Annotated in this window: 21 protein-coding genes; 7 read left to right on the top strand and 14 right to left on the bottom strand. The window is 51.9% G+C overall.

Annotated features, from left to right (window positions below; all coding sequences use genetic code 11):
- Window positions 1–474: 474 nt before the first annotated feature.
- The gene (locus tag Q8O92_08530) at window positions 475–1,788 is read left to right on the top strand and encodes a DEAD/DEAH box helicase (GenBank protein MDP2983360.1); all 1,314 of its coding nucleotides are present in this window, start codon (window positions 475–477) and stop codon (window positions 1,786–1,788) included.
- A gap of 79 nt (window positions 1,789–1,867) precedes the next feature.
- Here the strand turns inward: Q8O92_08530 and Q8O92_08525 are convergent, their stop codons facing one another.
- The 3 genes from Q8O92_08525 to Q8O92_08515 form a co-directional block, all read right to left on the bottom strand.
- On the bottom strand, window positions 1,868–2,053 hold the full coding sequence (locus Q8O92_08525) for a hypothetical protein (GenBank protein MDP2983359.1): 186 nt from the start codon (window positions 2,051–2,053) through the stop codon (window positions 1,868–1,870).
- 187 nt (window positions 2,054–2,240) lie between these two features.
- Entirely contained in the window at window positions 2,241–3,317 is a 1,077-nt protein-coding gene (locus Q8O92_08520) for an aldo/keto reductase (GenBank protein ID MDP2983358.1), read from the bottom strand.
- A gap of 146 nt (window positions 3,318–3,463) precedes the next feature.
- Window positions 3,464–4,342 (bottom strand): cupin domain-containing protein, encoded by an 879-nt coding sequence (locus Q8O92_08515; GenBank protein ID MDP2983357.1) that lies wholly within the window; start codon window positions 4,340–4,342, stop codon window positions 3,464–3,466.
- A 637-nt stretch (window positions 4,343–4,979) separates the two neighbouring features.
- Between Q8O92_08515 and Q8O92_08510 the strand changes: the two genes are divergently transcribed.
- The 4 genes from Q8O92_08510 (at window position 4,980) to Q8O92_08495 (ending at window position 9,381) form a co-directional block, all read left to right on the top strand.
- Complete coding sequence (locus Q8O92_08510; GenBank protein ID MDP2983356.1) at window positions 4,980–6,050, top strand: sugar phosphate isomerase/epimerase; 1,071 nt, start codon at window positions 4,980–4,982, stop codon at window positions 6,048–6,050.
- A 57-nt stretch (window positions 6,051–6,107) separates the two neighbouring features.
- Complete coding sequence (locus tag Q8O92_08505; protein ID MDP2983355.1) at window positions 6,108–7,535, top strand: hypothetical protein; 1,428 nt, start codon at window positions 6,108–6,110, stop codon at window positions 7,533–7,535.
- A 27-nt stretch (window positions 7,536–7,562) separates the two neighbouring features.
- Window positions 7,563–8,621: a sugar phosphate isomerase/epimerase family protein gene (locus Q8O92_08500; protein MDP2983354.1), complete on the top strand. Its 1,059-nt coding sequence runs from the start codon at window positions 7,563–7,565 to the stop codon at window positions 8,619–8,621.
- A gap of 295 nt (window positions 8,622–8,916) precedes the next feature.
- Window positions 8,917–9,381, top strand: a complete 465-nt coding sequence (locus Q8O92_08495) for a MarR family transcriptional regulator (GenBank protein ID MDP2983353.1) — start codon at window positions 8,917–8,919, stop codon at window positions 9,379–9,381.
- A 416-nt stretch (window positions 9,382–9,797) separates the two neighbouring features.
- On the opposite strand, the gene Q8O92_08490 is transcribed toward Q8O92_08495, so the two are convergent.
- The 11 genes from Q8O92_08490 to Q8O92_08440 all read right to left on the bottom strand — a co-directional run bounded on the left by Q8O92_08490 (window position 9,798) and on the right by Q8O92_08440 (window position 22,664).
- Window positions 9,798–10,910, bottom strand: coding sequence for a DUF4159 domain-containing protein (locus Q8O92_08490; GenBank protein ID MDP2983352.1), 1,113 nt, complete (start codon window positions 10,908–10,910; stop codon window positions 9,798–9,800).
- 16 nt (window positions 10,911–10,926) lie between these two features.
- Window positions 10,927–12,165, bottom strand: a complete 1,239-nt coding sequence (locus Q8O92_08485; protein MDP2983351.1) for a CsgG/HfaB family protein — start codon at window positions 12,163–12,165, stop codon at window positions 10,927–10,929.
- 192 nt (window positions 12,166–12,357) lie between these two features.
- Complete coding sequence (locus Q8O92_08480) at window positions 12,358–12,528, bottom strand: DUF2442 domain-containing protein (GenBank protein MDP2983350.1); 171 nt, start codon at window positions 12,526–12,528, stop codon at window positions 12,358–12,360.
- Complete coding sequence (locus Q8O92_08475; GenBank protein ID MDP2983349.1) at window positions 12,525–12,653, bottom strand: hypothetical protein; 129 nt, start codon at window positions 12,651–12,653, stop codon at window positions 12,525–12,527. Before Q8O92_08475 ends, Q8O92_08480 begins: the two co-directional genes overlap by 4 nt.
- Window positions 12,654–12,724: 71 nt before the next feature.
- Complete coding sequence (locus Q8O92_08470; GenBank protein MDP2983348.1) at window positions 12,725–15,259, bottom strand: prolyl oligopeptidase family serine peptidase; 2,535 nt, start codon at window positions 15,257–15,259, stop codon at window positions 12,725–12,727.
- 149 nt (window positions 15,260–15,408) lie between these two features.
- A complete protein-coding gene (locus Q8O92_08465; GenBank protein MDP2983347.1) occupies window positions 15,409–17,067 on the bottom strand; it encodes an erythromycin esterase family protein in 1,659 nt (552 codons plus the stop codon).
- A 305-nt stretch (window positions 17,068–17,372) separates the two neighbouring features.
- Window positions 17,373–18,188: an RraA family protein gene (locus Q8O92_08460; protein ID MDP2983346.1), complete on the bottom strand. Its 816-nt coding sequence runs from the start codon at window positions 18,186–18,188 to the stop codon at window positions 17,373–17,375.
- A gap of 196 nt (window positions 18,189–18,384) precedes the next feature.
- Window positions 18,385–19,377, bottom strand: coding sequence for a sugar phosphate nucleotidyltransferase (locus tag Q8O92_08455; GenBank protein MDP2983345.1), 993 nt, complete (start codon window positions 19,375–19,377; stop codon window positions 18,385–18,387).
- A 188-nt stretch (window positions 19,378–19,565) separates the two neighbouring features.
- On the bottom strand, window positions 19,566–20,600 hold the full coding sequence (locus Q8O92_08450; protein ID MDP2983344.1) for a hypothetical protein: 1,035 nt from the start codon (window positions 20,598–20,600) through the stop codon (window positions 19,566–19,568).
- Between the two features lie 7 nt (window positions 20,601–20,607).
- A complete protein-coding gene (locus tag Q8O92_08445; GenBank protein MDP2983343.1) occupies window positions 20,608–21,465 on the bottom strand; it encodes a sugar phosphate nucleotidyltransferase in 858 nt (285 codons plus the stop codon).
- A 20-nt stretch (window positions 21,466–21,485) separates the two neighbouring features.
- Window positions 21,486–22,664, bottom strand: coding sequence for a hypothetical protein (locus tag Q8O92_08440; GenBank protein MDP2983342.1), 1,179 nt, complete (start codon window positions 22,662–22,664; stop codon window positions 21,486–21,488).
- 421 nt (window positions 22,665–23,085) lie between these two features.
- On the opposite strand from Q8O92_08440, the gene Q8O92_08435 reads away from it, so the two are divergent.
- Both Q8O92_08435 and Q8O92_08430 read left to right on the top strand, forming a co-directional pair.
- A complete protein-coding gene (locus Q8O92_08435) occupies window positions 23,086–24,081 on the top strand; it encodes an aldo/keto reductase (GenBank protein MDP2983341.1) in 996 nt (331 codons plus the stop codon).
- Between the two features lie 136 nt (window positions 24,082–24,217).
- Window positions 24,218–25,293 (top strand): two-component regulator propeller domain-containing protein (locus Q8O92_08430; protein MDP2983340.1); only part of this gene is annotated, 1,076 nt, incomplete at its 3' end.

Raw genomic sequence — 25,293 nt, 5'->3', positions numbered from 1 at the left:
TACATCGGAGAAATAGTAAGGGGGAAAGCGATCAAAGCCGATAAAACTGGAATATGAAGTTTCATGAACAGGTCTCTCCGGGAATAAGTATTTTATTTTATCACCAAATCAGTATTCAATATACCAAAGGAAATGTATACGAAAACGAATTTCACAACAAGCGTTAAGGAAGAATACAGAATATAGAAGTCATAAGCCAGAATAAAAATATAGCTCCTCACGGTAAAAACAGCAATTTTTACACATAATAGTATCAACAGTATCAACCGTTTTTTATGCGTAATGCCTGAAGGTATTTCTTTTCTTTAAATAACTTGCATAACTGTTGAATTCCTAGTATATTATATCGATTTTAATCGCCTACCAAGGCATACTCCGATGATTTTCTGCGTCACTTCTCGGCACCACAACCTGTTTTGAGTGCTTATCCGAGACCGCTTCGCCGTTGATCTCGGGCAACCAAGACAGGAGCCCATGAACACAGACTACTTCAAGAACCTATCACTAAACGAATCCATTCTCCGCGCTTTGACGGAGGAGGGTTATCAAATCCCGACCCCCGTACAACTGGAGGCAATTCCCATTGCGCTCGCGGGAAAAGACCTTCTGGCCACCGCGCAGACAGGCACCGGAAAAACGGCGGCGTTCGCACTGCCCATACTGCACATGCTGCATGAACAAAAGGGGCAGCGCGGTCCCAGGCCTATCCGCACGCTCATTCTGACACCCACCCGCGAACTCGCCCTGCAGATCGAAGCGAGCTTTCGCTGCTACGGCCGTCACCTTCCCCTGCGCACAGCCGTCATTCTCGGTGGAGTGCCAGCGCCGTCACAGATCAAGGCGCTCCAGAGAAACCCCGATATTCTGGTGGCGACCCCAGGACGCCTGCTCGACCTCTACAATCAGGGATTTGTTCGCCTCGACCGCGTCGAAATACTCGTTCTCGATGAGGCCGACCGTATGCTCGACATGGGATTTGTCGTAGATGTGCGCAAGATCGTGTCAAAACTTCCCGTAGCCCGGCAGACGTTGTTCTTCTCGGCCACGCTGTCCTGGGAAATTGCCGACCTCGCCTCCGACATGCTGATAGACCCATCACGGGTGGAAATAACCCCCCGCGCCTCCGTGTCCGGAAATATCGAGCAGAAGGTTCTGTTCGTCGAGCAAGAGAACAAGCGCGACCTTCTCACCGACATATTGAAAGCGGAACATGTCAGCCGCGCCCTGGTGTTCACACGCACGAAACACCGCGCCGACCGTATAACTCGGCAGCTTTCCAGCAACGGCATCTCCGCCGATGCCATCCATTCGAACAAGACCCAGGGCGCCCGTCAGCGCGCGCTTTCGGCATTCGACCAGGGCAGGATCAAGGTGCTCGTCGGCACCGATATCGTCGCCCGGGGGATCGATGTGGACGGTATCTCGCACGTCATCAACTACGATCTGCCGGAAGACCCGGAAAGCTATGTACACCGCATCGGACGCACCGCCCGCGCCGGAGCGCTCGGTACCGCGCTGTCGTTTTGCGACGCCGGAGAAGTCGCCCTGCTCCAGGGGATCGAGAAGCTGACCAGGCGACCGATCACCGCAGACGAAGACCATCCGTTCCACTCTTCATACATTGCCGGACTGCGCGACCTTAAGCTGAGTTCGTCCGGTGTGCCGTTGCGCAAACAACCGCGGAAAGAGCCCGTAAAACCGTTTGGGCGCACCGCCCGCCTGCGAGCGAACGAATCTAGCCGGCTCATGAAAAGAAGAGGGAGTTCCGTAGCACTGTCGGTGCGTTAAAAGACTCATTCCCTCACCCCATTGCCCCTCTCCCGCTCCTTTCAGTCGCGGGCGAGGGGAGCACAATTCAAAACATCCCTCATTGTTTATCCTCCGCCGGTCGCCATCCTCCCGGTTCAATTTTCAAATCGTAGTGCTCTTTGAAATCCGCCGTGTGATTAAACAAATCACTCATTGGACATTTGGTTGAGCGAAAATCCTGGTAGGGGTTAAGCATGAAAGAGTAGCGCGGCGGTAGATTCCCTATTTGTGTTTTCTTTGACATAAAAGTATCCTATTCTAATAGCGGCCGGTATTTCCTATATAGTGAGCATTATATCTCTCTTTTCATTCGTTTGTCAAACCGTATTAATCTTCCCTTCTCTTAATTTTTGTCTTTGGTCTTTCTTCTTTCCGCTTTCCCTTTGGGCTTTGGACAGTTTTTCTCTTTCCCCTGCTGCGCCTTCTCTTTTTCAAGCCCACTCCTCCAAAAACTGATAGTGCGGGGGCAGGAGATCTGCTGTGATTCCGTGCACCGAGCCTCGGATTTCCGTGAGGACTTTTCTCTCTTCGTCGGACATCTGCGGGCTGAAATAGGCGGCGATGTCCTCGTAAACATGGTAGGGATTGAACATGCCGACCAGGGTCGTGTCAAAATCAAGGCCTGAATTGATCACATGCCGCAGACATGCCTGGGGGAAATTGACTGTACGGCTCTCATCGTACTGGGCTGCAAGCCGAGAGAAAGGGATCACCAGATGATCCCCTGCAAACGGTTTCATGCAGATTACCCCGATGCCTTTCTTACGGATAGCGGGGATGAGGGTTTGAACAGTGTCAGGCGGCATTGCCGCCCATGTCCAGTTGTGATAAAAATTGTATGGCAGTATCGCAAAATCAAGGGGCAGCTCAGCGAGGGGCTGCTTAATGTCCTCACGTCTATGGAAAGAGACGCCGACAGCGCGGATAAGGCCTTTTTCCTTGTACTTGAAAAGAGTTTCCCACCACTCCCACTTATGGCCCTGCTGATCATCCAATTCCTTCTGGTTTCTGGGGCGCTTCCAGGCATGTAGCCGAACCATGTCGATATAGTCCCGACGAAATACTCTCAAATCATTTTCAAACTCCTGTTCGACTGTCAGTCCTTTGTTGGGATACATGGTGATGGAGATGACCGCCTGGTTTTTGACCGGCTCAAGATAGCGTCCCATCGGTTCGTACTGGAATGCGCCGCTTTCTTCGTCGTAGACATCGAACAGGTTCACCCCCAGGTCCAAAGCTTCGCGAACCATCCATTCACGCTCTTTTGTATACTTTACCATGTCCTCGCGCATGTGGGAACCGAAACCGAACTTTGATACTTTGATTCCGGTTTTACCAAGCTCTCCCATTGGCATGGTCCCTTTGGGGCGGGACACCTTTTTGTCCAGATCGATCAAGGTCAGCTCCTGTTTAACCCTGAGGGGTTCTCTTCCTCTAGTAGCGCATCCGGCGAGACCGGCAGCAAGCGCCCCTGTTGTTCCCTGTACGATGAATTCACGTCTTTTCATGGGCAATTATCCTTTGAAATAATGTTTCCGCTGAGTTCGCAGAGAAAGAAAAAAAATATTAGACAGGATTAACATGATTAACAAGAACAGAATAAAATATATAATTTTAATCTTGTAAATCTTGTAAATCATGTCTATTAATTGCTTTAAGGTCTGTCGTGACGGTTTCCTATGTAGAGCCAGAACATTGGCGTTTCGGTGGGATTGATAACGGCGTGCGGTATCAGGCCGTTCGGAGGAGGATAAAAGGCATCTCCGATATTCTGGCGCAGGAGCTTCTTCCCGAGAAGAAGGGGATTTTCCTCTCCCTTGAGTTTCAGCCAGATTTCCTCGCAGCCTTCCACATGAAAATGGGGCGACCCCATGCCGTAGTTCTCGACAGCCACCACTGCAATGCCCATCGGTTCGGCCAAACCGTCGCTTCTGCTGAACAGACCGTAGGTGGTGTATGCCCAGCAGCAAAAGCCGGGAGCCGCATCACGGTAGTTCCGCACCACCATGTTCGGCGCCGGTTTAAAACCGGGGGGCGTTCCCTCAACAATGATAACTGCCTCTATAGGTTTCCCTGTAGTATTGATGACCCTGTACTCCAGGTCTGCGGGAATGAAAATACCGCTGCCCTCCCTTATTTCGAGGGTCTTCCCTCCGGCTTCCACGAGCCCGCTCCCTTCCATAATGTAGAAAACCACCTGCTCACCGTCATGCTTCACGAGTGCGGTTTTCTGTCCGCCATAGAGGAAAGCGTGATTGAAGGTTTTGAGGTATTTCAGCACCGCTCCCTTGCGGGGAGGATTCACCGGATCGCCGGGAGTGAAAATTTCCTGTTCTGCAAAGCCCCCATGCCCGGCATGTATCGGTGAATCCTTCCAGGTGTTTACAAACGGCTGTACATCGATATCGACTCCCGGAAAATCGCGGATGTAATTCGACCTCTCATCGTAAGAGGGCGTTAACCGTGCATCCTGGGCGAATACCCCACCCGCAGGCAGCAGCGCCAATACGGCAAAAAAAAGGAGTATATGCATTGATCGAACCTCCCAAACTGAAATTAAGTTTGCATTTAGGATAGATAATTATAACAAATTCGATGTTTGTGCGTTATTATTATTGATGATCCGGTAAAAAGTAATTTTTACATTATTTTCTGGTGTTTCTTTACCTCACCCCCTGTCCCCCTCTCCTAGTCATGAGAGGGGGTAACTCATTATTCGCCTTGCTATTACCCTCTCCTAATTAGGAGAGAGTGGCCAAAGGCCGGGTGAGGTTTTCGTCAATTCAGAGAGCTTTTTAATACTTTTTGCCGAATCATTATTATTGAAATTAAAAAGAAAAATCTCGCAAAGAAAGTCTGAACCTTGATTTTCATGATTCAAGGATTACCATGAAGAATCAATCTTAAAAGGCTTGTGAAAAAGTTGGTTATTATTATCATTTAGATCCTGAAACGAGTTCAGGATGACGTCATGCCGAGCTTGTTTCGGCATCTATCAATTAAACAGGGTTTTTCACAAGCCTTTTAAAATTCGGGCTAATCATGGTATCATGCGTATCATGGTTTAGACAGTCTTTTCATCATCTTTAATCATTTGCATCATATGAATCAGTGGTTCAGACAATTATTTTGCTTTGTCACTTTGTCACTTTACATGGAGGTCTTCTTTCATGTCAAAACGCATAACACGACGTCAGGTGCTGGCTGCCGGGACAGTTTCAGGAGGATTATTCCTGGGTGCGGGAACAATTTTTTCAGTGCAGAATTCAAAACCCGAGGTATCCTCGCCCCCGTTTCTTACGCCATGGAGTCCTCCCGCTAATCTAAAACGAGACCTTACTCCGGGGAAGACTCCAATAAGGCTTGCTTCATGGTCAGGCAAGACAACATTGGACTACCCGAACAGTATGAGCATCACCGAAACTGTCAAACGCATCCGTGACGCCGGTTACTCCTCCGGGAACGCATACTACCCTGAAATAAAACGGAATTACTGGCTCGGCGCATCTGAATCCGAAGTGAACGAACTCAAGGAGGCGCTGCGGAAATATGATGTGACTTTCTTTGACCTGCATACGGTAACGTTCAATATCCATCCTGATGAGGCGCAGAGGCGCAAAAACAACAAGTATGTGGCCGAACAGTGCGAAGCGGCCGAACGTATCGGCTGCACCATGGTGACAACCCACACGGGAACATGCAGCACAGAGTCGGCTGTCGCGCCGCACAAGGACAACTGGACACCGGAAACCTGGAGGAAATCGGTCGCCGGAATCAAGCAGATACTCAAGGATTCGGCTGGGTGTAAAGTACCCCTCGGCATCGAGGCGGTGAACATGACAGCTATGAACAATCCGCGGGCTCATCTCCGGCTTATCGAAGAGATAGGAGACCCGCGTGTGAAAGTCTGCCTCGACCCGGTGAACATGATCCACCTCGGCAACTACTTCAGGACCACGGAACTCATCCAGGAAATTTTCGCGCTCCTCAGCGGCCACATCATCGCCGCCCACGCCAAGGACTCCTACACCCTGCCGAACCGGATGTCCGCCTACATCACCGAGGTCGCCCCCGGAAAAGGAGTGTTGGATTACGAAACCTATCTGGTCGGGCTAAGCCGCCTGAAAAATCCGGTCACGCTCATTATCGAACACATCCCGGATGATCAGTATGCCGGGGCGAAACGATTTATCGAAGAAACCGCCGCGCGGCTGGGGGTGAAAATCTATGGTGAAGGATGAAAAAACTGTCTGAACCACTGATTCGTATGATACAAATGATAAAAGAAGGAGATGTTAATGAGAAAAATGCAGATCAGCCGCCGCGCGTTCCTGGCTCTGGGAACGGGAGCGGTGATGGCTGGAATGGCGTCAACCGCACGTGCAGCCGATAGACCGCGGGTTACCGGGATTCCCGGGAAGAAACTCATCGGATATTACGCCACGCTCGATGAAATCCTCAAGGAACCGAAATTCATAGATGCTCTCCAGAAGCGGCTGGGAGTGAATGTGCTCCTCTGCTCCCCACCCATCAAGCTCCCGCCGTACCTGCTGGCGAAAAATCCACTCGGGCCGAAACGCACCCTCTGCGCACGTGCCCATACAGATGATGATTCGGGGGTTTTCAAGGCTGTGGAAGAAACGCATCGCCGCGGCATGGACTTCTGGCTCTACTACACCGGACACCACTACGACGAGGAGTGCCGTCCTATCTGCGCGGAGACTTTCGAGGGAGTGAAGTTCCTGGACCTGCCTCGTATCCGGTATTCTCGCGAGTGGGCGGGAACCGCCTGCTTCTCCCGGCCCATTGTGAAGGAGTTCGAGCCGGAAGTGTTCGCTTACGGCGCGAAGACATACGGCCCGGATTCCCTGTATGTCTCCCACTACCGATACATCAATCCCTCGCTCTGGCATAATCTTTTCGGATGCGCCTGCCCCAGCTGCGAAGAGGAAGCGGCGAAACTGGGGTATAACTTCCCCGCCATGAAGCGGGCCATGACCGGCCTTCGGCGCCGTCTGGAACATCTCGACCGCCGGACGGTGGAGCAAGCGGCGAAGTCGCGGCTCACCTTCGGCGACTTCCTCACTCTCCTCGGGGACAACGACGGGGTCATGGAATGGATCGTATTCCGGGCGAAACTGGTCGGGAACCAGTTCAAGCGCATCAACGCCGCTGCGCGCACCGCCACCAACGGACGGTGCGGGTTCATTACCGATACTCACAACCCGACACTCTCCATCTATGTGGGGCACAACTTCGCCGATTTTCTCGAAGGGGCTTCGGACGCTTTTCATCCGCTTTCCTGGTGTGATTCCCAGCACGTTTCCGCGGTGGCGGCCTGGGCGGATCAACTCTGCGCGTGGGTTCCGGGCCTTGAAGAGTCCACCGCTCTCACGGTGGTGACCCGCTTCTTCGGCTGGGACGAGATCGGTCTCCCGGCTGACCGTATCCATAAGGTGCTCGGTCTATCCAGTCCGGACGCCAGTTTCACTCCCGAGGGATTTTACCGACTGTTCAATCCCGATCTCACCATACGGCTCCTCACCCACGAGTGGACCCGTCTGGCCGCCATCAATAACGGAAAACTCCCCGTTCACCCGGTCATCAAGGGCGATGTCTGGCCGGAAAAGGTCTGCCGCGAGCTCATGGGACGCTGCGAGGATCTGGGATTCACAGGGTATGTCTTCCAACGGACTGACAACCTTATTGATAAGAGCAAAGTATAAGTAAACGTGATCAATCTGGAGCCTGATATGTCGAAAAAAATCTCCCGAAGAGATATACTGGCCGCCGGGGCAGCAACCGGACTGACTGCCGGAAAAGCGGGCGCAGCAACCCGGTCCTCTTCAAGCCGTACTGTATCCTCTTCGCCGTTCCTGTCTCCCTGGAGTCCCCCGGCGAACCGTAAGCGCAGCCTGACTCCCGGCCCGACTCCGTTCCGTCTGGCCGCCTGGTCGTCCAAGACCACTCTGGACTATCCGAAGGGCATAAGCATCACCGAGATGGTGAAAAGGATTCGCGACGCCGGCTACACTGCAGGGGTTTCCGCTCCCGGCCGTCTTAACCGGAGCCCTTGGCTCGATGCCCCCGAATCGGAAATCCGCGAGTTGAAAGAGGCTCTTATAACCTACGATGTCGCCTTTGTAGACATGCACGCCAATGCGAACAACATCCATCCCGACCTGGCGGAACGTCAGAAGGAAAACCGCTGGACCATCTTAGAATGTGAGGCGGCGGAACGGGTCGGCTGCCCGCATGTTACCACGCATACAGGGAGCTGCGCTTCATCTGCAATCGCTCCTCACCCGGATAACTGGACATGGGAAACCTGGAAACTTTCGGTAAAGGTGATGAAGCAAATCCTGAAAGACACCGCCGGAATGAAGGTATCGCTGGTCATAGAACCGGACAACATGGCCACGATAAACTGCCCGCGCGCACACAAGCAGCTTATCGAGGATGTGGGCGATCCCCGTCTCAAAGTCTGCCTCGAGCCGGTGAACATGATGAACATCGCCTTCTATTTCCGCTCGACAGAGCTTTTCGAAGAGGCGTTCGACCTCCTCGGGGAACACATTGCCATCGCCCACGCCAAGGATTCCTACATCCTGCCCGACAAGATGTCGATGTACCTCACTGAAGTTCCGCCGGGCGAGGGCGTGCTGGATTACGAAACTTATCTTGTGGGACTGAGCCGCCTTACATATCCCCGAACGCTTCTCATCGAACACATGCCCGACGAGAAATACGCCGGTGCGAAGCGATTTATCGAAGAAACCGCCGCCCGGGTGGGGGTGAAAATGTACGGATAATCTGAGATGTGAATGGCGCTCACTTAACCCTTAAAATTTTTTATCCGGGTATGCCATTAGATAAGGTTCATGATCGTATATAGATGCCGAAACGGTTTCACCGTTCCCGAGAAACGGCAACAAGTTCGGCATGACCCGTGTCATCCTGAACTCGTTTCAGGATCTAAATGTGCAATCACGTCGCAATATTTTCAAAAATACTTACCAAATGATATTTTTTTAAAAAAAATTTTGCTTGACACATAATATTTCTATATGTATTGTTCACATGCTAACAATACATAAGGGGGATTTAATGAGTTTAAAGGATGAGTTGGGTTTTTTAAAACCCGTGAAACACAAAGGCCATGAAACGCTGCTCAATATCATTGTAACGGCCAATCTTCTGATAAAGGAAGCCCAGAAGTTATTTCGCCCGTACGGTCTTACCAATGCACAGTTCGATGTTCTGATGATTCTGGAAACACAGTCTGAAAATGGGACGCTCAATCAAACTGAACTTGGCCATATGCTTCTGGTGAACCGCTCAAATGTTACCGGGCTGGTCGACCGTATGGAGCAGGCCGGGTGGGTAAGGAGAATTCCGGATGGCGAGGACCGCAGAATCAATCTGGTGGAGATTACAGATAACGGCATGAAAATTCTTGACAGCACAAAGAATGTATATATGAAAAGGATCGAGGAGATTACCTCGGTTCTGTCCGACAATGAAAAAAATCTTCTCGTTGAAATTCTTGAAAAAATACGCAAGAAAATATAAAATTCGTTCTTAAGCCATGAAATTCACCGGAAAAAGGGATTTTTCAACCATAATGTTAAATAATATACAATATATATAACAACAATAAAGCTGGCACATCGGAGGTTGGGTGGTCTGTTCCTCCTCAATTGGTTTTAAAGGGAGGAAATCCGTTCAGAATACAGAACCCGCATGGTATCATGCAATGCCTGTTCCATCTTCAATTCTAAAAATGAAAGACTGTCTGAACCACTGATTCGCATGATTAGATGCCGAAACGAGTTCGGCATGACACCTGTCACCCTGAACTTGTTGCCGTTTCACGGGAACGATAAAACCGTTTCAGGGTCATCATGGTAATCCTTGAATCCTGTCATGGTTCAGACTTTTTTGTGAACTTTGCGAGAGAAAATCTTTTCTTCTGTATTCTTTCCTTTTTATCGTTCCGAAGCCTTCGCGGTATCTTTGGCCATGCCTCCCGGCTGTGTGAGAGCGAATACCACCAGATTGACACCTATCTGCACCTGAGGCGAGGGTTCGGACGAATCGCTCCATAACGCCGAATAATCGCGGTCGGAATATACCACCGCCAACCGTTTGTTTATCCATAACCCTTCCAGAAAAGACTTTTTCTGCTCGGATGGCTGTACCTGGTTATCCGTAATAGTGCTATGGTCGATTGCAAGGGAAGCGCCTTCCGGGAAGTCGTAGAAACAGTGAAACAGGAGATGGTCAGGGGGGATCGGTTTCCATAGAGCGGTGTTCTCCAATATCTCAGTCATGAGCTTATGCAGGGAAGAATCCACCAGGAGACGGGTATCGCTTTCCAGCTTATCAAGCTTGTATCTTTCAATAAAAACAAATCCTCCTTCACGGATATACCTTGCAATATACAGTTTTTCCACATCGTTCAGACTGAGCGTTTTATCGGCGGCAATGAAGATAAACGGCGTCTTGAATAAATCTTCCGAATCGAGAGGGATGAACCCCCGGTTTACAGCCTTGATGCGGGTAAACCGGCCGACAGCCCTCGAGAGGAGAGACAGGGACCGGTTGACCGCCTCCGGAGGATTAAACTGTGATCCCGAGGCTGTTCCGATAAAAACTTCCCCCCGGACAGCCTTTTTGTCTTTCGGATCGGGAAGGACCCAGTTCTCGTTTACTGTAGGATTGTCTATACTCTCCTTTTCATCTATGTCAAAAGAGAGTGTAACGGTTGATTCCCGGCCGCTGAGACCGGTATCGAATACGAGCGGCTTCAGGAATCTTCCCCATTCCTCCGTATACTTATTGAATTCCGTCTCAAATCCGGAAGTTGATATGGGTTTTAAATCAACGGGGGGAATTTTGGTGTTGAATGCATCATCTCTGATGAGCAGATAAGGTGTATACGCTTTACGGTAAACATATGGCCGGATCAGGTTCGGCGACCGGATAATCAGTTCCATGGAGAAGGGATTCAACGTTTTCATGGAATACTTTTTAAACATATAATACGATCCCATTGCGGGATATATGTTCAAAAGAAAAATCATCACCAGGAAAACCATTTCAAATCCTCCGGGTTCAGAAATAGAGAGACAGCGAGGTCTCGACGGAGAACCGACTGTTGTGCTGGTAAACAGTTATATCGTCAACCGTGCCCGTTACTGCGTTGGACCCGGTTTTTTGCCGGGTCATTGTCGCGGTAAGGCGGTAATCGCTGGCGCTTAGATAGCTGCCGAAGACTGCCCAACCAAACCGAGCCTGTGGCTTCCATTCCAGGCCCAGGCGAACCAACGGTGTAAGCCCTTTGTTAGTCAGGTGTGCCTTGAGGTGTCCCACGCTGACTACTGTGACATCGTCCATCTTTCTCCAAATCGCCGCCTGTGGGTCCGGTTTCTGCGGCATAAAGTGCGAGACGCCTACTCCCGTAAATATCCGGAACCTGGTCAAGGACCGCCAGACCCGGTTAAATATCACTCGAGACGCTACCCCCTTGACCTCCACCGTCGGGATAGTGTTGCTCATGAGCTGCCCCCCAGACACCGTGAAGACGCTATCAGAACCATACCGATCGCCCAGGAAGGAATCCACCTCCCACATGATGGCTAAATCCAGCATCCAGTTCTGAATTGGAAAGTAGCGGACGCCGATTCCCGGCACCTTACTCCCATGTGTACCTGGCGGATTCGTAGGTGTGACGGTGACCCCGAAATTGGTCTGTGGCCTGACTTCGCTTACGGAGATAAAACCTCTGGCGTATGCGAGGTAGAGTCCGATCGCCTGACGCTCCGGGACAAGCACCAGGTAGGCGGCCGCTTCCTCATCGAAGACCTGGATGGATACCTCTTGCACCTCCGAGGCGAGTATCTGACCGGACTGGATGTCCACTAGCTTGGCCACAATCTGGTAGGACTTGCCGAGTCGGCTCACCCCTCCAAGAACCGCAAGCCGCGCGCCCAGAAGCTCGCCGACTTTAGCCGCGGTTTCGCTCTCGATGACTCCGGACATGCTCAATGTCAGCTCCTCGAGCACTGTCAGCAGTTGGGCTCGCTCCACGAGCTTAAACTTGCTGCCTTGGAGAAGCTTATGCGTTAGAAGCTCGCCCACGGCGTAATCCACTTTCTTCTTGGCCAGCTTCTCATCGGTCTGGAAGGGAAAAACGGCCAGGGTGGCCTCCGCCTCCACCTTGCCTTTGCATACCTCGACGAACTGCCGGACGATATTCTCCATTCTCGAATCGAGCTCACCGGCTGTGGCCGTGGAAAAAGCCACAGCCGTCAAACCTGTCAACAGTCCCACTGATTTCCATGTCTTGTTCAAGTGTCCTCCTCCCTAATTATTTGAGCCCATGGATGCTGAACTCCTGCCTCCTGCCCTATGCTTGCCTAACAATAATTAGACTGATCCTCATAAGATGCGGAGTTTTTCCAGAGGTATCACCGGAGAACGCTTCACTATTGAGCGACACGTTGTTTTCGTTCGCTCCACCAGCATGCATGGCGGCGCCCTGGGCTAGACCTTCTTCCGCCTCTTTAGCCAATGCTCTAAAGAGGCGCTGCTTTCGGTGGACTTTTTGCCAAGCAGCAAGCCTTCGACACCGATATCCTCATCCAAATCGGGCCAGTGGATACCGTAGCCAGCGCCGCTCAATTGTGCGCCTCTGTCAGGTCGAAGATTACTCACTCTGGGGAAGGCGAAGAACCGGCTAACAGGTAGGGCTCACCGGGGGCAGCCGTTTTTTTGGCGGCCATCCGGTGCAGCCAGTTGTTGGCATTATCGAGTATCCTCTTGGCAAGCTCTGTCCCCATGGCTTCCAGCAAAGAAGATCAAGGCAATTGCCATGAAGTTGTATACCGATCACCTGTTCAGGGCGTGCATTTCACTTATTGGCAGCGCCCGGTTGATGTGCCCGCGGCGGTGCTGCTTTCACGTAGCGGTCGAACCACGACAGCATTTCGTAGAGAACGTGTTCTGTTGACTCCCGCGCAGTGTAATAATGGGTCTCGCAGGGCAGCATGACAAGACGCACGGTGCCCCCAATTCCACGAATGGCCTCGAAGAGCTTTTCCGACTGCAGCGGGACAGTCTCGGGAATCTGATCCAGTTCGCCGTGGATCAGGAGCAACGGTTCGTTGATCTTATCGGCCTGCAAGGCTGGCGAGAGCTTGATGTATACATCGCGGGCCTGCCAAAGCGTGCGAATCTCATTTTGAAATCCGAAGGGGCATATCGTTTTGTTATAGGAGCCGCTCCGAGCGATGCCTGCACGGAACAGGTCGGAATACACGAGCAGGTTGGCCGTCATCAGCGCGCCTTGGCTGTGGCCCGCAACGCCAACGCGTTCCGGATCGGTCACACCCAGATCAACAGCCTTGTCAATAGCCGCTTTGGCGTTTGAGACGATCTGCTCGATGAAAGTGTCGTAAACAGTCTCCGGGGGACCGACAACAGGCATTGCTACGTCGTCCAGCACGGCATATCCCTGAAGCAGAAAGAAGAGTTCAGAGGTGCCTTCAATGGTCGTGAACCGTTTGGAAGATCCTTCGATCTGACCTGCGACCTCCTTTTCCGCGTAGTCAAGCGGGTAGGCCCAGAAGAAAGTGGGCAGGCGAGTGCCTGGTTTGTAATCTGGGGGCAGATAGAGCGTGAACGACAGGGGGAGACCATCGTCGCGTGTATAGGTAACAAGGCGCTTCGTGATACCGCGCAGTTGAGGCGCCGGATCGGGAAATTTTGTGATGGCACGCGAGGTTGACATCCAGGAGGCTTCTCCCTCAGGTGCTCTTGTCATGGGTGTCTGCGCCAAGGTCCGAATAAAAAAATTGGGAGGATCGATAGGTGATTCCCGCCGCGTGATGAAGGTTCCTTCTGCTGGATTCACCCAGTCAACAAAGTACTCGTAGTTTGATCGATCCGAGCGGAAGAGCCGTTCTGTTTTGAGCGTGGTCAGGTTCAGTCGATCAATGAATGGGCGATCACCTTCGGGGGAAGACCCGACGCCATCGAGGTAGATCCAGTCATTCTGCCGCATTACCACCCAGGATCCTGCCGGCAAGACACGGTAAACGGGATATCCCGGATGCTTGTACTTCTCGTCAAAGCTCATATCCCACAACAGCCGGGAGGGTTTTGCAGGGTCATCGGCGTTGACGATAAAAGTGCGGGTCCAACGACGATCACGGGTCCATTCGGAGACAAGAACCAATCCCCCCATCTCGATCCAATGCAGTTCATTGAATCGTTGCTCGGTCTTGCAGAGTTCAGTGGTTGTTCCCCCGACCGGCTTGAGGACCAAACGATCGCGGTGGGGTACCTTTGTTTTGGGATTACCCCCGTCGAGCGCCTCAGCCCAGACGAGTGTGGCCGGCTCGGTGGGGCGCCAGGCATGGTCGCGAGGACCAGTGGGTACACCATCGATCGGGACCTTCTCTGCGAGGGGTATACTCGCCAGAGTTTCAACCAGTTCACCGCTCGTTGTCCACACTTCGACCTCTTTGGGGAACCGGTAATATGTGCGTAGGTAGGAGTATGGACGGTGAATACGTTCGACCAGCAAATAATGCCCTCCGGGCGCGGGAACAACCTTGCCGAAAATGGCGGCCTTACCGATGCGGCTCACCTTCCCAGAGGCTACATCCACCAACGCCAGCTGAGAAGTGGTATAGTAATCGAACAGATCCGCGTCATAGGGACTCTTTAGAACATCCCGAACCTCATAAGTGCTGCTGGCCGCAGACGCGCCTGAGCTCTCCTGGATTTTCGGACCCGGGGGGGAGATGGGTTGTTCCGGTGGAGCACCGCGTTCGGTGGGTACGAGCTTCACAAGCAGCGTCTTCTGGTCTGGCATCCACTGTACCGAATAGTACAGAAGGGGATTGATCCGCAGCCCTGACAACAACCGCGCCTTCCCCGTGGCAGCGTTCGCCACCCACAGCTCGACCCGGTCTATGGCTTCGTTCGTGAATGCAAACATAGTCCCGTTGGCGTTCCATCGTGGAGAGCCAATACGAACATGGGCAGGCAGAGAGATCGGAGTTTCAGTGCCGTCAGCGAGTTTCTTCAAAGTCAGCCCAAGAAAGTAGTATGTCCAGCTGCGTTCTGCATTGGTGCGTGGATTGATCCGTATGCCAGCCAGACGAAGCATCGGTTCAGCCAAATCAGAAATGGGCGGATAACGTACCGCTTGCGCGAACACTATTTTGTCGTGCGTCGGGCTTAGGAAGGGCTCGGGCGGCAGCGGTGCATTCAGAACGTCCAGGATTTCCTGTGGTGGTTTTTCGTACCTTTGTTGGGTGAAGGCAGCGGGGGAGATGAATTTCTCGAGTTGCGGTTCGCGCTTGCAGCCAACGCTTGCCAATAAAAGACCCGGGAGAATGACCGCCAATAGTTTTGATGCATTCCTAAAAAGTTGCATAAAGCCTCCTCATTTACCATGCATTGCGCATGTCTTTCTTCAATTCAAGGGGGGGGCGGCTATGGTGGTTTGCCTATAGATCTTTACAATTATCACAATTCCCAAATATTCATCGAACAACTTAGGCTGAGCCGCGGCACGCTCACGGGCTATCGGGGAATCCTGATAGTTGGCGTGGCTGCCCGCATGAAGAGAATCGCGTCCGCGTGATCCGGCCACGTGCCCAGAATCGACTTATAGTTAAAGATCCGGCAAAAAATCGGAGAACGGAGCCAGTCGCCGCCCGCTGGCAAATTCCTCAGGGGGACCACGGCCTGCTCCAGGCCGGTCGCTGCCATGAGCTCCTCTAGTTCGAACGTGGGGTCCTGGTCTGACATAACGGTGAAAGTGCGGCTCCCCCCGATCATCCGGTACTGACCGCTGTAGGCCGTGGCAACAATGACGAAGGAGCGATCGCTGAAAACCTCTCGAACCGCTTGGTCCATCCCAACTGTAGACACTATGGTTGCCTGGGGGAGCCGATTCGGGTGGCGAAGGACGTGAACGTTGGCTGCCCAGACGATGATCTTCCGTCCCGGAAAGTACTCCCGACCGAGCCACGCCAGGTTCCGATCCATCTGGCGGTCTCGGCGATCGTTATACGACTCAATCCAGTCGAACGCCATGTACTCTGCGAGGCTCCGTGACACCTGCGCCCACATGCGAAGCGTTCGTCCCTCTGCGGCGGAGCGGGTTTCGCCCGCACCGGCGAGTCGTTCGGCCAGCAACCGGAGGTCCGACAAGACGTCCTGCTGGATGTGCCACTGGGAGGTGCCGCTCACGAATCCGGAGAGAGTGGTCCAGAAGCCCTTAACAAGGTTCTTCCCTTCCTCCCCGAGGTGCTCGCGATCAACGAGTTCCCTAAGCTCGGAAACGAGTTGTTGGCTGGAGAGGTCTCCGCTGAACTGGAAGTCAACGCCGGAGACCTCGAGCGGGTGCGGGCCGACCGCCTGCTGGCCCAAGTAACGCGCCAACGGTTGAAAATCGGCGGCGTACGACCAGACGCCCGGGTCGTGCCCCGCCTGCATGAGCTGCCAGACCTTCCACATGAAGTAGAGGCTGGACTCGAATGCCACGACGTCGAATCCCATTTCCTGGTGGAGGAATCTGACCAGCCGCGACTTGGCTCGGATGATATTCCCGCTGCCGTGGCTCTCCTCCCCGAGCAGGACTACCCGCGCATCACCGATTGCTTCGCGCAGCGGCCGGAGGTCGTTGAAGTCATCGTCATCGGTCGCCAGGGAGCGCAGAGGGATGGCGTGCTGAGCGAGCCACGCGACGCGGGGATCGCTCCGAAGTGAGTCCAGCCGTGCAGCATAGCGCGCTGGCGAAAGCAACTCGTCCACCCGTAACTTATAAGGCAGCGCCACCGAACGCTGCGCCACCGGCAACCCGTACCATCGATCAATATCGAGCCGATGGAGTCCCGTCTCCTGCACGACCTGTGATAACATCAGGGTGTTGTTAAGTTGGAGTGTGTCGCCGCGAGGCCCGATCAGGCGCAGCAAGAGCCGATCACCCTCCCCTTTCAACCGCAGGAATTGCCCGGCGACGAGGTTGAGGCCGTAGGCATGAGGTTGCTTCGTGATTACGCCTTCTACCGGACGACCGGGTGAGAGGACTGACAAGGGGTTTTGGGCATATCCCTGTTGGACGAGTCCGCCGAGGCACCCGCCGACCATCAGGAGGACCGGGAGCCAGCCAGGCCCCGAGTAATGGTGGCGCACTGGCCGAAAAGTCGAAGACCGTTGGAACTGTTGGGCCGACATGATGCATCTCCTTTGCTTGCGGGTGCTCGATCCGGAAAACTGCTGTTCTTTAGATAATCTTCGTTCGCGTATAATATTACAATAAATCTATTCTGTTCATCACAAGCAAGTAAAAAAATAAATTCTTGCCAAAAAAAAAGGAGATTGCGCTTTATTGCAACCTCCTCTTTTTTTCAATGTCATGCTGAACTTGTTGCCGCTTTGCGGGAACGATGAAGCCGTTTCAGCATCTATTGGAATCACTCCGGTTACCTATGTTACCTGTTTGAACGCAACTTGGTATCAATTCATTCTTCATCTTCGCATCATAAATCCCCGTACATGTCATAGACCTTGTCGATGGGCATACCGTCACGGATGGCCTGACGTTCGGCATTCTCAAAGTCGAAAATCTCTTCGGCACGGATCAGCACCTCATCCACATACGCTTTGGGAATGACCTGAAGCCCGTCATTGTCCCCGAAGATGAAATCGCCGGGATTGACGATTACATAGTGAGTCAGATGCCCCTTGATATGAATGGGAACATTGACATCGATGATCCGCCAGCCGCCGTAAGCGTTCGGCGTCGTGCCGCGGGAGAAATAGGGAAAATCACCCAGTTTGAAGATGTACTGGGTGTCACGGGTCATTCCGGAGTTCACCACCCCTACGCAGCCCCGTGAGCGGGCAAGTTGGCAGCTCATTTCGCCGAATGTGGCGGCCTGCATGTCCCCTCCGGTATCGAAAACGAGGACGCATCCGGGGAAAACACTCCGCATCATGCGTTTCTGGGGGGAGCCTTCCGCTTTCCATTTGAGATAGCGGGCGTCCTTTTCCGCCTCGGTCATGTGGGATTCGGGAGCGAGGGAATGCCATTTGATGGGAAGACAGCGGCCTGCAATGACATCATGTTCTTTGAGGGGTTTTATTCCGTGATCGAGAATGGTATTTACAATTCCGGTGAGCCAGAGGGCATCGCTGAGACAGCCGCCGTACAGCCTCCGGTATCTTCTGGCCCTCTCCACGTCATCGATGTCCAGGGTGCGCACCACTTTGGGCGGGCTGGGAATACGGTAGGGATACTCCTCCATGGTGATGTCGGTGTCGATAAATGAAGGCTTGGGTTTATCGATTGCCATTGCGTCTCCTCGTTAAAAAGGGTTGAGAAAAAGTGGTTATTTCTAGAGACTTTTGCAAAAGTCATATTTGAAGCAGCCCCCTTTCTGTCCTTTGGACATCCTTCCCCCCAAGGGGGGCAGGAAGAGACCTCGGAGTAATGACTTCCCTTGCCCCCGGAACGGGGGAAAGGGAGAGAGGGTTAGGGGGCTTCTGAATTTACATTTCGGACAATTCAAAGTCAAGGCTTGAATTGTCTCCCAGAGACAGTCTGCGCGGCCTTTCGATGATTTCAGCATTGTCTCCGATGAGAGAGCCGACAAGCGATGCGCGGATTACCCTGGCATTGCTGCCGATGATGCTGTCAGAAATGAGGGAATACTGGATAATGGCATGATCTCCGATCGAAACATGAGGTCCGATGATTGAATGGGTCACTTCGGCATTATCGGGGATAAACACGGGGGGAATGATAATGGAATCGGGCAGTTGGCGCATGTGGCCGCCCTTATCCAGCATGAAACGGTTGGTTTCCAGGAGGGACTCCGGAGTGCCGCAGTCATACCAGCCTTCAACTACGAGCGGTTTAAAAATGAGACCTTGTTTCAGCATGAGATCAAAAGCATCGGTAATCTGGAATTCATCCCTGGTCCTGATATTCTTCGCAATGATTTGATTCAGACATTCAAAGAGAATACGCGGTTTCTTGAAATAATTGAATCCAACGATAGCAAGGTTAGATTTGGGTATCGCCGGTTTCTCTTCGAATTTAGTAATGATTCCGTTGCTCAATTCCACCACGCCGAACCGGCGGGGATCCTGCACCGTTTTTACTGCGATAACACCATCCCCTTCTATGGAACGCACATGGGAGAGATCGCCGTCTATAATGGTATCGCCATACATGACAATCAATTCGTCATCGTGAACCGCATCCGCCGCCAGGTTCACCGCATGCCCGAGTCCGAGCCGTTCTTCCTGGATGATCGTCTCGATTCCGATGCCCGGATAGCGATCCTGAACAAACAGGGGGATGTTTGCGCCCTCTCGGCTGACAATGAGAATGAGATTATCGCACCCGAGAGAGAGGAGCATATCGACGATATGGGAGATGATCGGCTTCGAACCGACTCGGAGCAGAGCTTTCGGTTTGGAGTAGGTAAGCGGCCTGAGCCTGGTTCCCGATCCGGCCATGGGAATAATTGCCTGCATGAGTGACCCCTTATCGATATATTAATGGCATGATATTATATAAACTTACACGAGATAGTAGATCCTGAAACGAGTTCAGGATGACAATTGTCATGCCGAACTTGTTTCGGCATCTACATATACATAGTCATGAACAATTAGGGAAAATTAGTTCCCTGGTTTGGCAAAGTAAAATATGGCATCGACGTCTATACAAAATTCGCTTCAAATCGAAAACCGTCACAAGGCGCCGGAAACATGATTCTCTTGATCCCGGAATCCTTAAAAGCCTGAGCCATCTTTTCCGGTTCGGGATGAAGGGCAATAATAGTGCCGCCTTTCCCGCCGCCGGCAAGCTTGGCTGCAATCGCTCCGGAATCGAGCGCTGCGCGTATCACCTTTTCATTTATCTCCGAGGACGAGCCGAACGACCGTACGATCTCGTGGTTCTCGGTCATGGCTTCTCCGAGCAGTTCCCAATCGCCGCTGAGTAATGCTTTCTTTGCCATGCGGGCGATGTGGGCGAGACGGAGGACGCCGTTCACAACCAGGGGATCCCCTTCCAGCCAGCGATCCCGCACCGGCTTATGCACCGAGCCGGATACTCGCTGCACTCCGGTATGAGCCAGTACAACCGGCAAGCGGGGTACAAAAGGAGCGAGGTCTTCTGCTAAGCCCAGAGGCTCACGGTCCAGAGAAAGGTAGTTTTCTTTGCCGCGGAAATCCAGGAAACGGAGCGATCCGAACGTACACATATAGGCATCCTGATATCCGCACACGATTTTAAGAAAATACAATTCAATATGACGGACTGTTTCAGCCAGCATATACGGATTTTTATAAGCCTGAACGCTCCAGACGGATTTCTCTTCGACGAGCAGACCTTTCGAGTTCATCCATTCGAGGAGAGCGGCCACGAGTGCGGTAAAGACGGCGGTTGAACCTGAAAGCCCGGCCCGTATGGGGATTTCCGAGGTTACCGTGATGCGCAGGGGGGTCTTTCCCAGCTCGAAATATTCGAGCGCGGCCAGCACAGCGTCGAAGATTCCCCCATCCTGCCGCAAATCCTCCGGCCCGCGTATGGTACGGACCTGTCCTTCCACCACGATTTCCAGGATGTCATTATCTTCCACCGATACATAGGCCCGCTCACGGGTGGAACAGGAGATGACCGAGCCGCCGTACATGTCTGCGGGATTACCCACAATCCCGCACCTTCCCGGAGCCGAGTAAGTGAATTTCATGACAAGGTCATACCTCGTGAAGGCGCAACCGCATGTACTGCCTGATCATATAGCCGTATTCCGGGTCGTCGAGGGCGAAATCGAGGAAAGCTTTGAAATAGGTCTCGAATCCGCCTATGTCATACCGTTTCTCATCGCTGCGAAGCCGGATTCCGATCACTTTGCGTCCCATTTTCAACAGGGTGTTCATGGCATCGGTGATCTCGAGCTCACCTTTCCTGCCCGACGGCGTGCGTTTGAGCGCTTCGAAAATAACCGGGTCGAAAATATACCGCGCCGCAACCGCCAGCCGTGAGGGAGCCTCTGAAGGCTGCGGCTTCTCAATCATCGTTTCCACCTCGAACATGGCCCCGGGACGGCCTTTGGGTTTGGCGATTCCGTACTTGCGCACATCTTCTTCCCCGACCTCCATGAAAGCCACCGTTGCGCTCGCCCGCTCGCTCTGGTGAAATTCCATCATCCGCCTTAGAAGGCTTGAATGATCGCCGCACTGAATCACCGAATCGCCGAGCGCCACGGCAAAGCTGTCCGAGCCGACAAATTTTTCGGCGTAGGAAATAGCGTCTCCCAGACCGTTCGGGCTTGACTGACGGATATAGAAAAATGAAAGATTGCCCGGAATATCCGACTCCATGCCGGTTTCACCCATCTCGGGAGCGAAATCGAAATGATCTTCGATGGAACGTTTCTTGCGGCCGGTGACAAAGAGGATATTTTCCAGCCCGGCTTTTGCAAGCTCCTCGACCACATACTGGACTATGGGTTTACGGCCGATGGGGAGCATTTCTTTCGGCTGGCTTTTGGTGGCGGGAAGAAGCCTGGTCCCCAGACCGGCTACCGGTATAACTGCTTTGGTGATTGCCATAACGTCCCTTTCAGCAGGTGTCACGTAAGATATTTTTCCAGATTTTTGAGTTCTTCCGGCGTATACGGGTCCTCAAAGGCGCTGTCGGCAGGTTCCTTGCCTTTCTTGACCGCAAGCGAGGGCGGAAACAATTCCCATCCCTCGACTTCGCTTCGGGTAACCGGGGCGCCTTTTTTCTCCAGAACGGATTTGAATCCCATGAGGAACATGTAGGCTTTCTCCATGATATCCTCTCCGCTCTCAGGAGCTTTACGGGTCTCGATCATCTCCTGGATGACCAGTTGCATGGCGTTCCAGGTGTTATATCGGAACCAGCCGGGACTTGCTGGAATTTTCCCCTCGAAATCGCCGTTCCTGTCGCCCAGAAGACGCATGTAAGCATTGCCGTCCATACCGCCCTGCATGTGAAGCTGGCCGTAAAAAAAGGACCCGTTCAGGTTCTCATGAATATAGGAAAGCGCGCCGGGCGGCGTTCTCCAATCAGGGGTCAGGTACGATACAGCCAGACATTTCCCACGGCCTTTTTTCCGCTCGTTCCTTAGGACAGCGGCGATGTAATACACCCCATGGACGCCGTGGCTGTAGTAATCGCTCATGGAATTGTGCGCCACATAACCGAGGATGGAAGGCATGATAGAGGCTTTGACCTGAAGATCTCCCACGCTCTCGGTGAATTCCCAGGTGGAATTGCTCATCAGGGGCGCGCCCCCTTTCTGTGCATCCTCGATCATCTTTTTCCCCTTCTCGATCGAGGTGCAGTAAGGACGGTTCACAAAGGTCGGTATCCCGGACAGGAGAAACGGCCGCGCCATGAGATGGTAGAGGGAAACTGCTGGAACCGCGTCGATATAAACGCCGTCCACCGTTCCGGCCATATCTTCCATGTTTTTGACAACGGTCACTCCTGGATATTTTTCCGCGAACTTTTTGGCGAACTCAGGACGGAAACTCCAGACCTTTGTCATTATCATACCGGTAGTGCGTATTTTCCCCTGGGGCGGATTCATGGTTTCGCCCCAGATATTGTAAGAGTGGCTGCCATGAGAAACAACCATTCCCACCTCAACCAGATCGGACGGTTTCCGCCTTACAAAGGGGGGACGTTTCTCAGCCGCCTCTGCCCCTGAGAGCGCGGAGAGGGCCAGCGCGCCAGTTCCGAGCGCGATGCCTTTCCTTATGAAACTTCTGCGATCATCCATTTATCTTCTCCTGAAAAAGAATTGAATTATTTGCAACGTTTTATATCAATTTGCGTTTATGGAATAGGCGCCGAAACAAGTTCGGCTCCGAAAAGAAAATATACCATGCGCTCATTTGTAAATAAAGAGAAATAAGCAGGAAATCAACCGTTGCGCCTTTCTGTATTTGGTGTTATTTTCATTGTGCTGTTTAGCATGACCGCAGTATGTTTGTATTGCCTTTTAAAATATGCTCCGGCAAAAAAGTAAGGTTTACATTATTTTCTGGTGTTTTAGACCTCACCCCCTGTCCCCCTCTCCTAGTCAGGAGAGGGGGTAACTCACGGCGGGCCATTTCTTTACCCTCTCCTGTTCAGGAGAGGGTGGCCGAAGGCCGGGTGAGGTTGCGAGAGTCAATTCTTTACCATGTACGAGGAAAAACATGAAGCGTAGAACTTTTCTGAAAGGCATCGGAACAGCCGCAACCCTACCCATCGCAGGGTGTTCAGTCATGCGGAGCGCCGGTTCCGCTGCACAGGGCTCCATTCCACGGCGGGTGCTGGGGAAGACCGGAATCGAGGTATCCATGCTGGGGTTCGGTTCGCACCTGAAAAAGGAATGCCAGGCAAATCCCAAACTCCGCGACCAGATGATCAAAGCCGGGTATGAAGGCGGGATCAATTTTTTCGATGTGTACGATCACAGCGGTTATCTCCAGTTCGAGCCGATGGGGAGAAGCCTCAAGGGATTCCGTAAGAATACGGTCGTCTCTGTCTGTCTGGTTCTGACAGACGACAAAGCGCAGGAAGAGATAGACGGCGCCCTGGTGAAATTCCAGACCGATTACATCGACTGCTACCGGACCTATACTGTGAACGACACGCGGATAGCGCTCCTGGACAAGAACAAAAAGGCCGGGAAAATACGTTCTATCGGCGTCGTTACCCATGATGTAAACCAGATGACGAAATACCTCGACCAGTACGGCGACACTCTCGATTATGTGATGCTGCCGTTCAACTTCCACCACAACAACGGGTATTTCACCGACAAGAAGGGCTACACCGACAACGATTACACCGCGTTCATTCCCCGCTGCGAGAAGATGCGGCTCGGTATCCTCGGGATAAAACCCATGGGGAGCGACCACATGGTCGAGCTTGCCAAAAAACAGGACTTGTTGAAAAAAGGCGATGTCCAAATCGCCCAGGCAATGCTCCGCTATGTGTACCAGATCCCCGAGGTGGACTGCGCCATGCCGGCCATGAATACCATGGAGGAGGTGAAAGTCAATCTCCGGTCAGCCTACAAACCGGCCCTCTCGACCGAGGAAAGACAGATGCTCGCCAAACTGAGCGGCATCGCCGCCGAAACCAAAAGCGCGTATCTGCCCCCGCACTACCGCTGGCTAGAAAACTGGGCGAGAAAAGAAGTCTGAAATCTGAAATATGAAATATGAAGGATGTAAGGGTTCAGCATGCTGAACCCCTGCAAAAATAATGTGTTCCGAAATACGGAATTATTTTTGTCTTCTGCAGTAAATAGTAGACTGAAGTTTTTCCGGAGGTGAAGCCATGAAAACGATGAGAACAATTATTATTTCGACATTGCTTCTTTTATTATATGGCAATGCCTTCGCCGAAGGTATATGGACCCCGTATCTTACTCATATCGATAGTCTGGATGTAGTAAATGCCATAGCTATTGAAGGAGATTCCCTCTGGGTCGGAACGAATGGAGGTGTGGTTCTCTGGGATATAAAAAAGAAAACTTTCAAGGTTTTTACTACGGCAGATGGTTTGGCGGATAACAGTATCTCTACAATCACCATTGATCATCGGGGGGTTAAATGGATTGGTTCTATCGGAGGTGATAATCTTGGGGTTTTTGGTCCAAATCATATGGAGGCTAGAAGATATAATATCAGCGCCTTTGACGGTTCTCGATGGATTAATTATGACCGTGATACCCTGGGTTTGTCTGGCGATCAACCGGGGAATTTATATTATGCGGGTCGGATTAATTCCATTGCTGTTGATGCCTATGATACGGTTCTCATTGGGGTGATGGAAACGTATACAACTAATTCAAGAGAGAATTCCATCGATGAATTCCATATCGTTATGAAGGATCAAAGCGGAAAATGGAAAGTAATATATTCTACATCTGGTTATTATATTGGTTCAAGTATAGTACTTTTGAATGATATTCAAGATAATAACATTATATGGAATGTTTCTGGTAATGCTTTGCGAAAAATTATTCGCCCTTATTCATCTGTCTCTCCAAACATTTTGCCTATGGATCCTATAGAATTAGGTTCATTAGCTATTGACAATAATTACAATATATGGGTAGGAGGGGGAGGTGTAATTATTTTCTATGATAGAAATTCTTTACTCACTTTTAAATCCGATATTACCGGTATAACAGGTTTTTGTAGAGCCATTTCAATAGACAGGAATAATGTCAAATGGTTTGGTTCGAATATTGGTATTACCAGTTTCGATAGTTATGCCTGGAAAACGTATGCTCCGGATTGGTGGGTTCATCCTTCTTGGGTATATGATTTAAATTCTGATAATGTGTGGGGTTTGTCTTTTGATAAATATGGTTATCTCTGGGTTGGTACAAATAAAGGATTGTACCG

This window comes from Candidatus Latescibacter sp., from assembly GCA_030692375.1.
Classification (GTDB): domain Bacteria; phylum Latescibacterota; class Latescibacteria; order Latescibacterales; family Latescibacteraceae; genus JAUYCD01.
The sequence above is the reverse complement of the archived record's forward strand: the minus strand, read 5'-3'. Positions and strand labels throughout refer to the sequence as shown.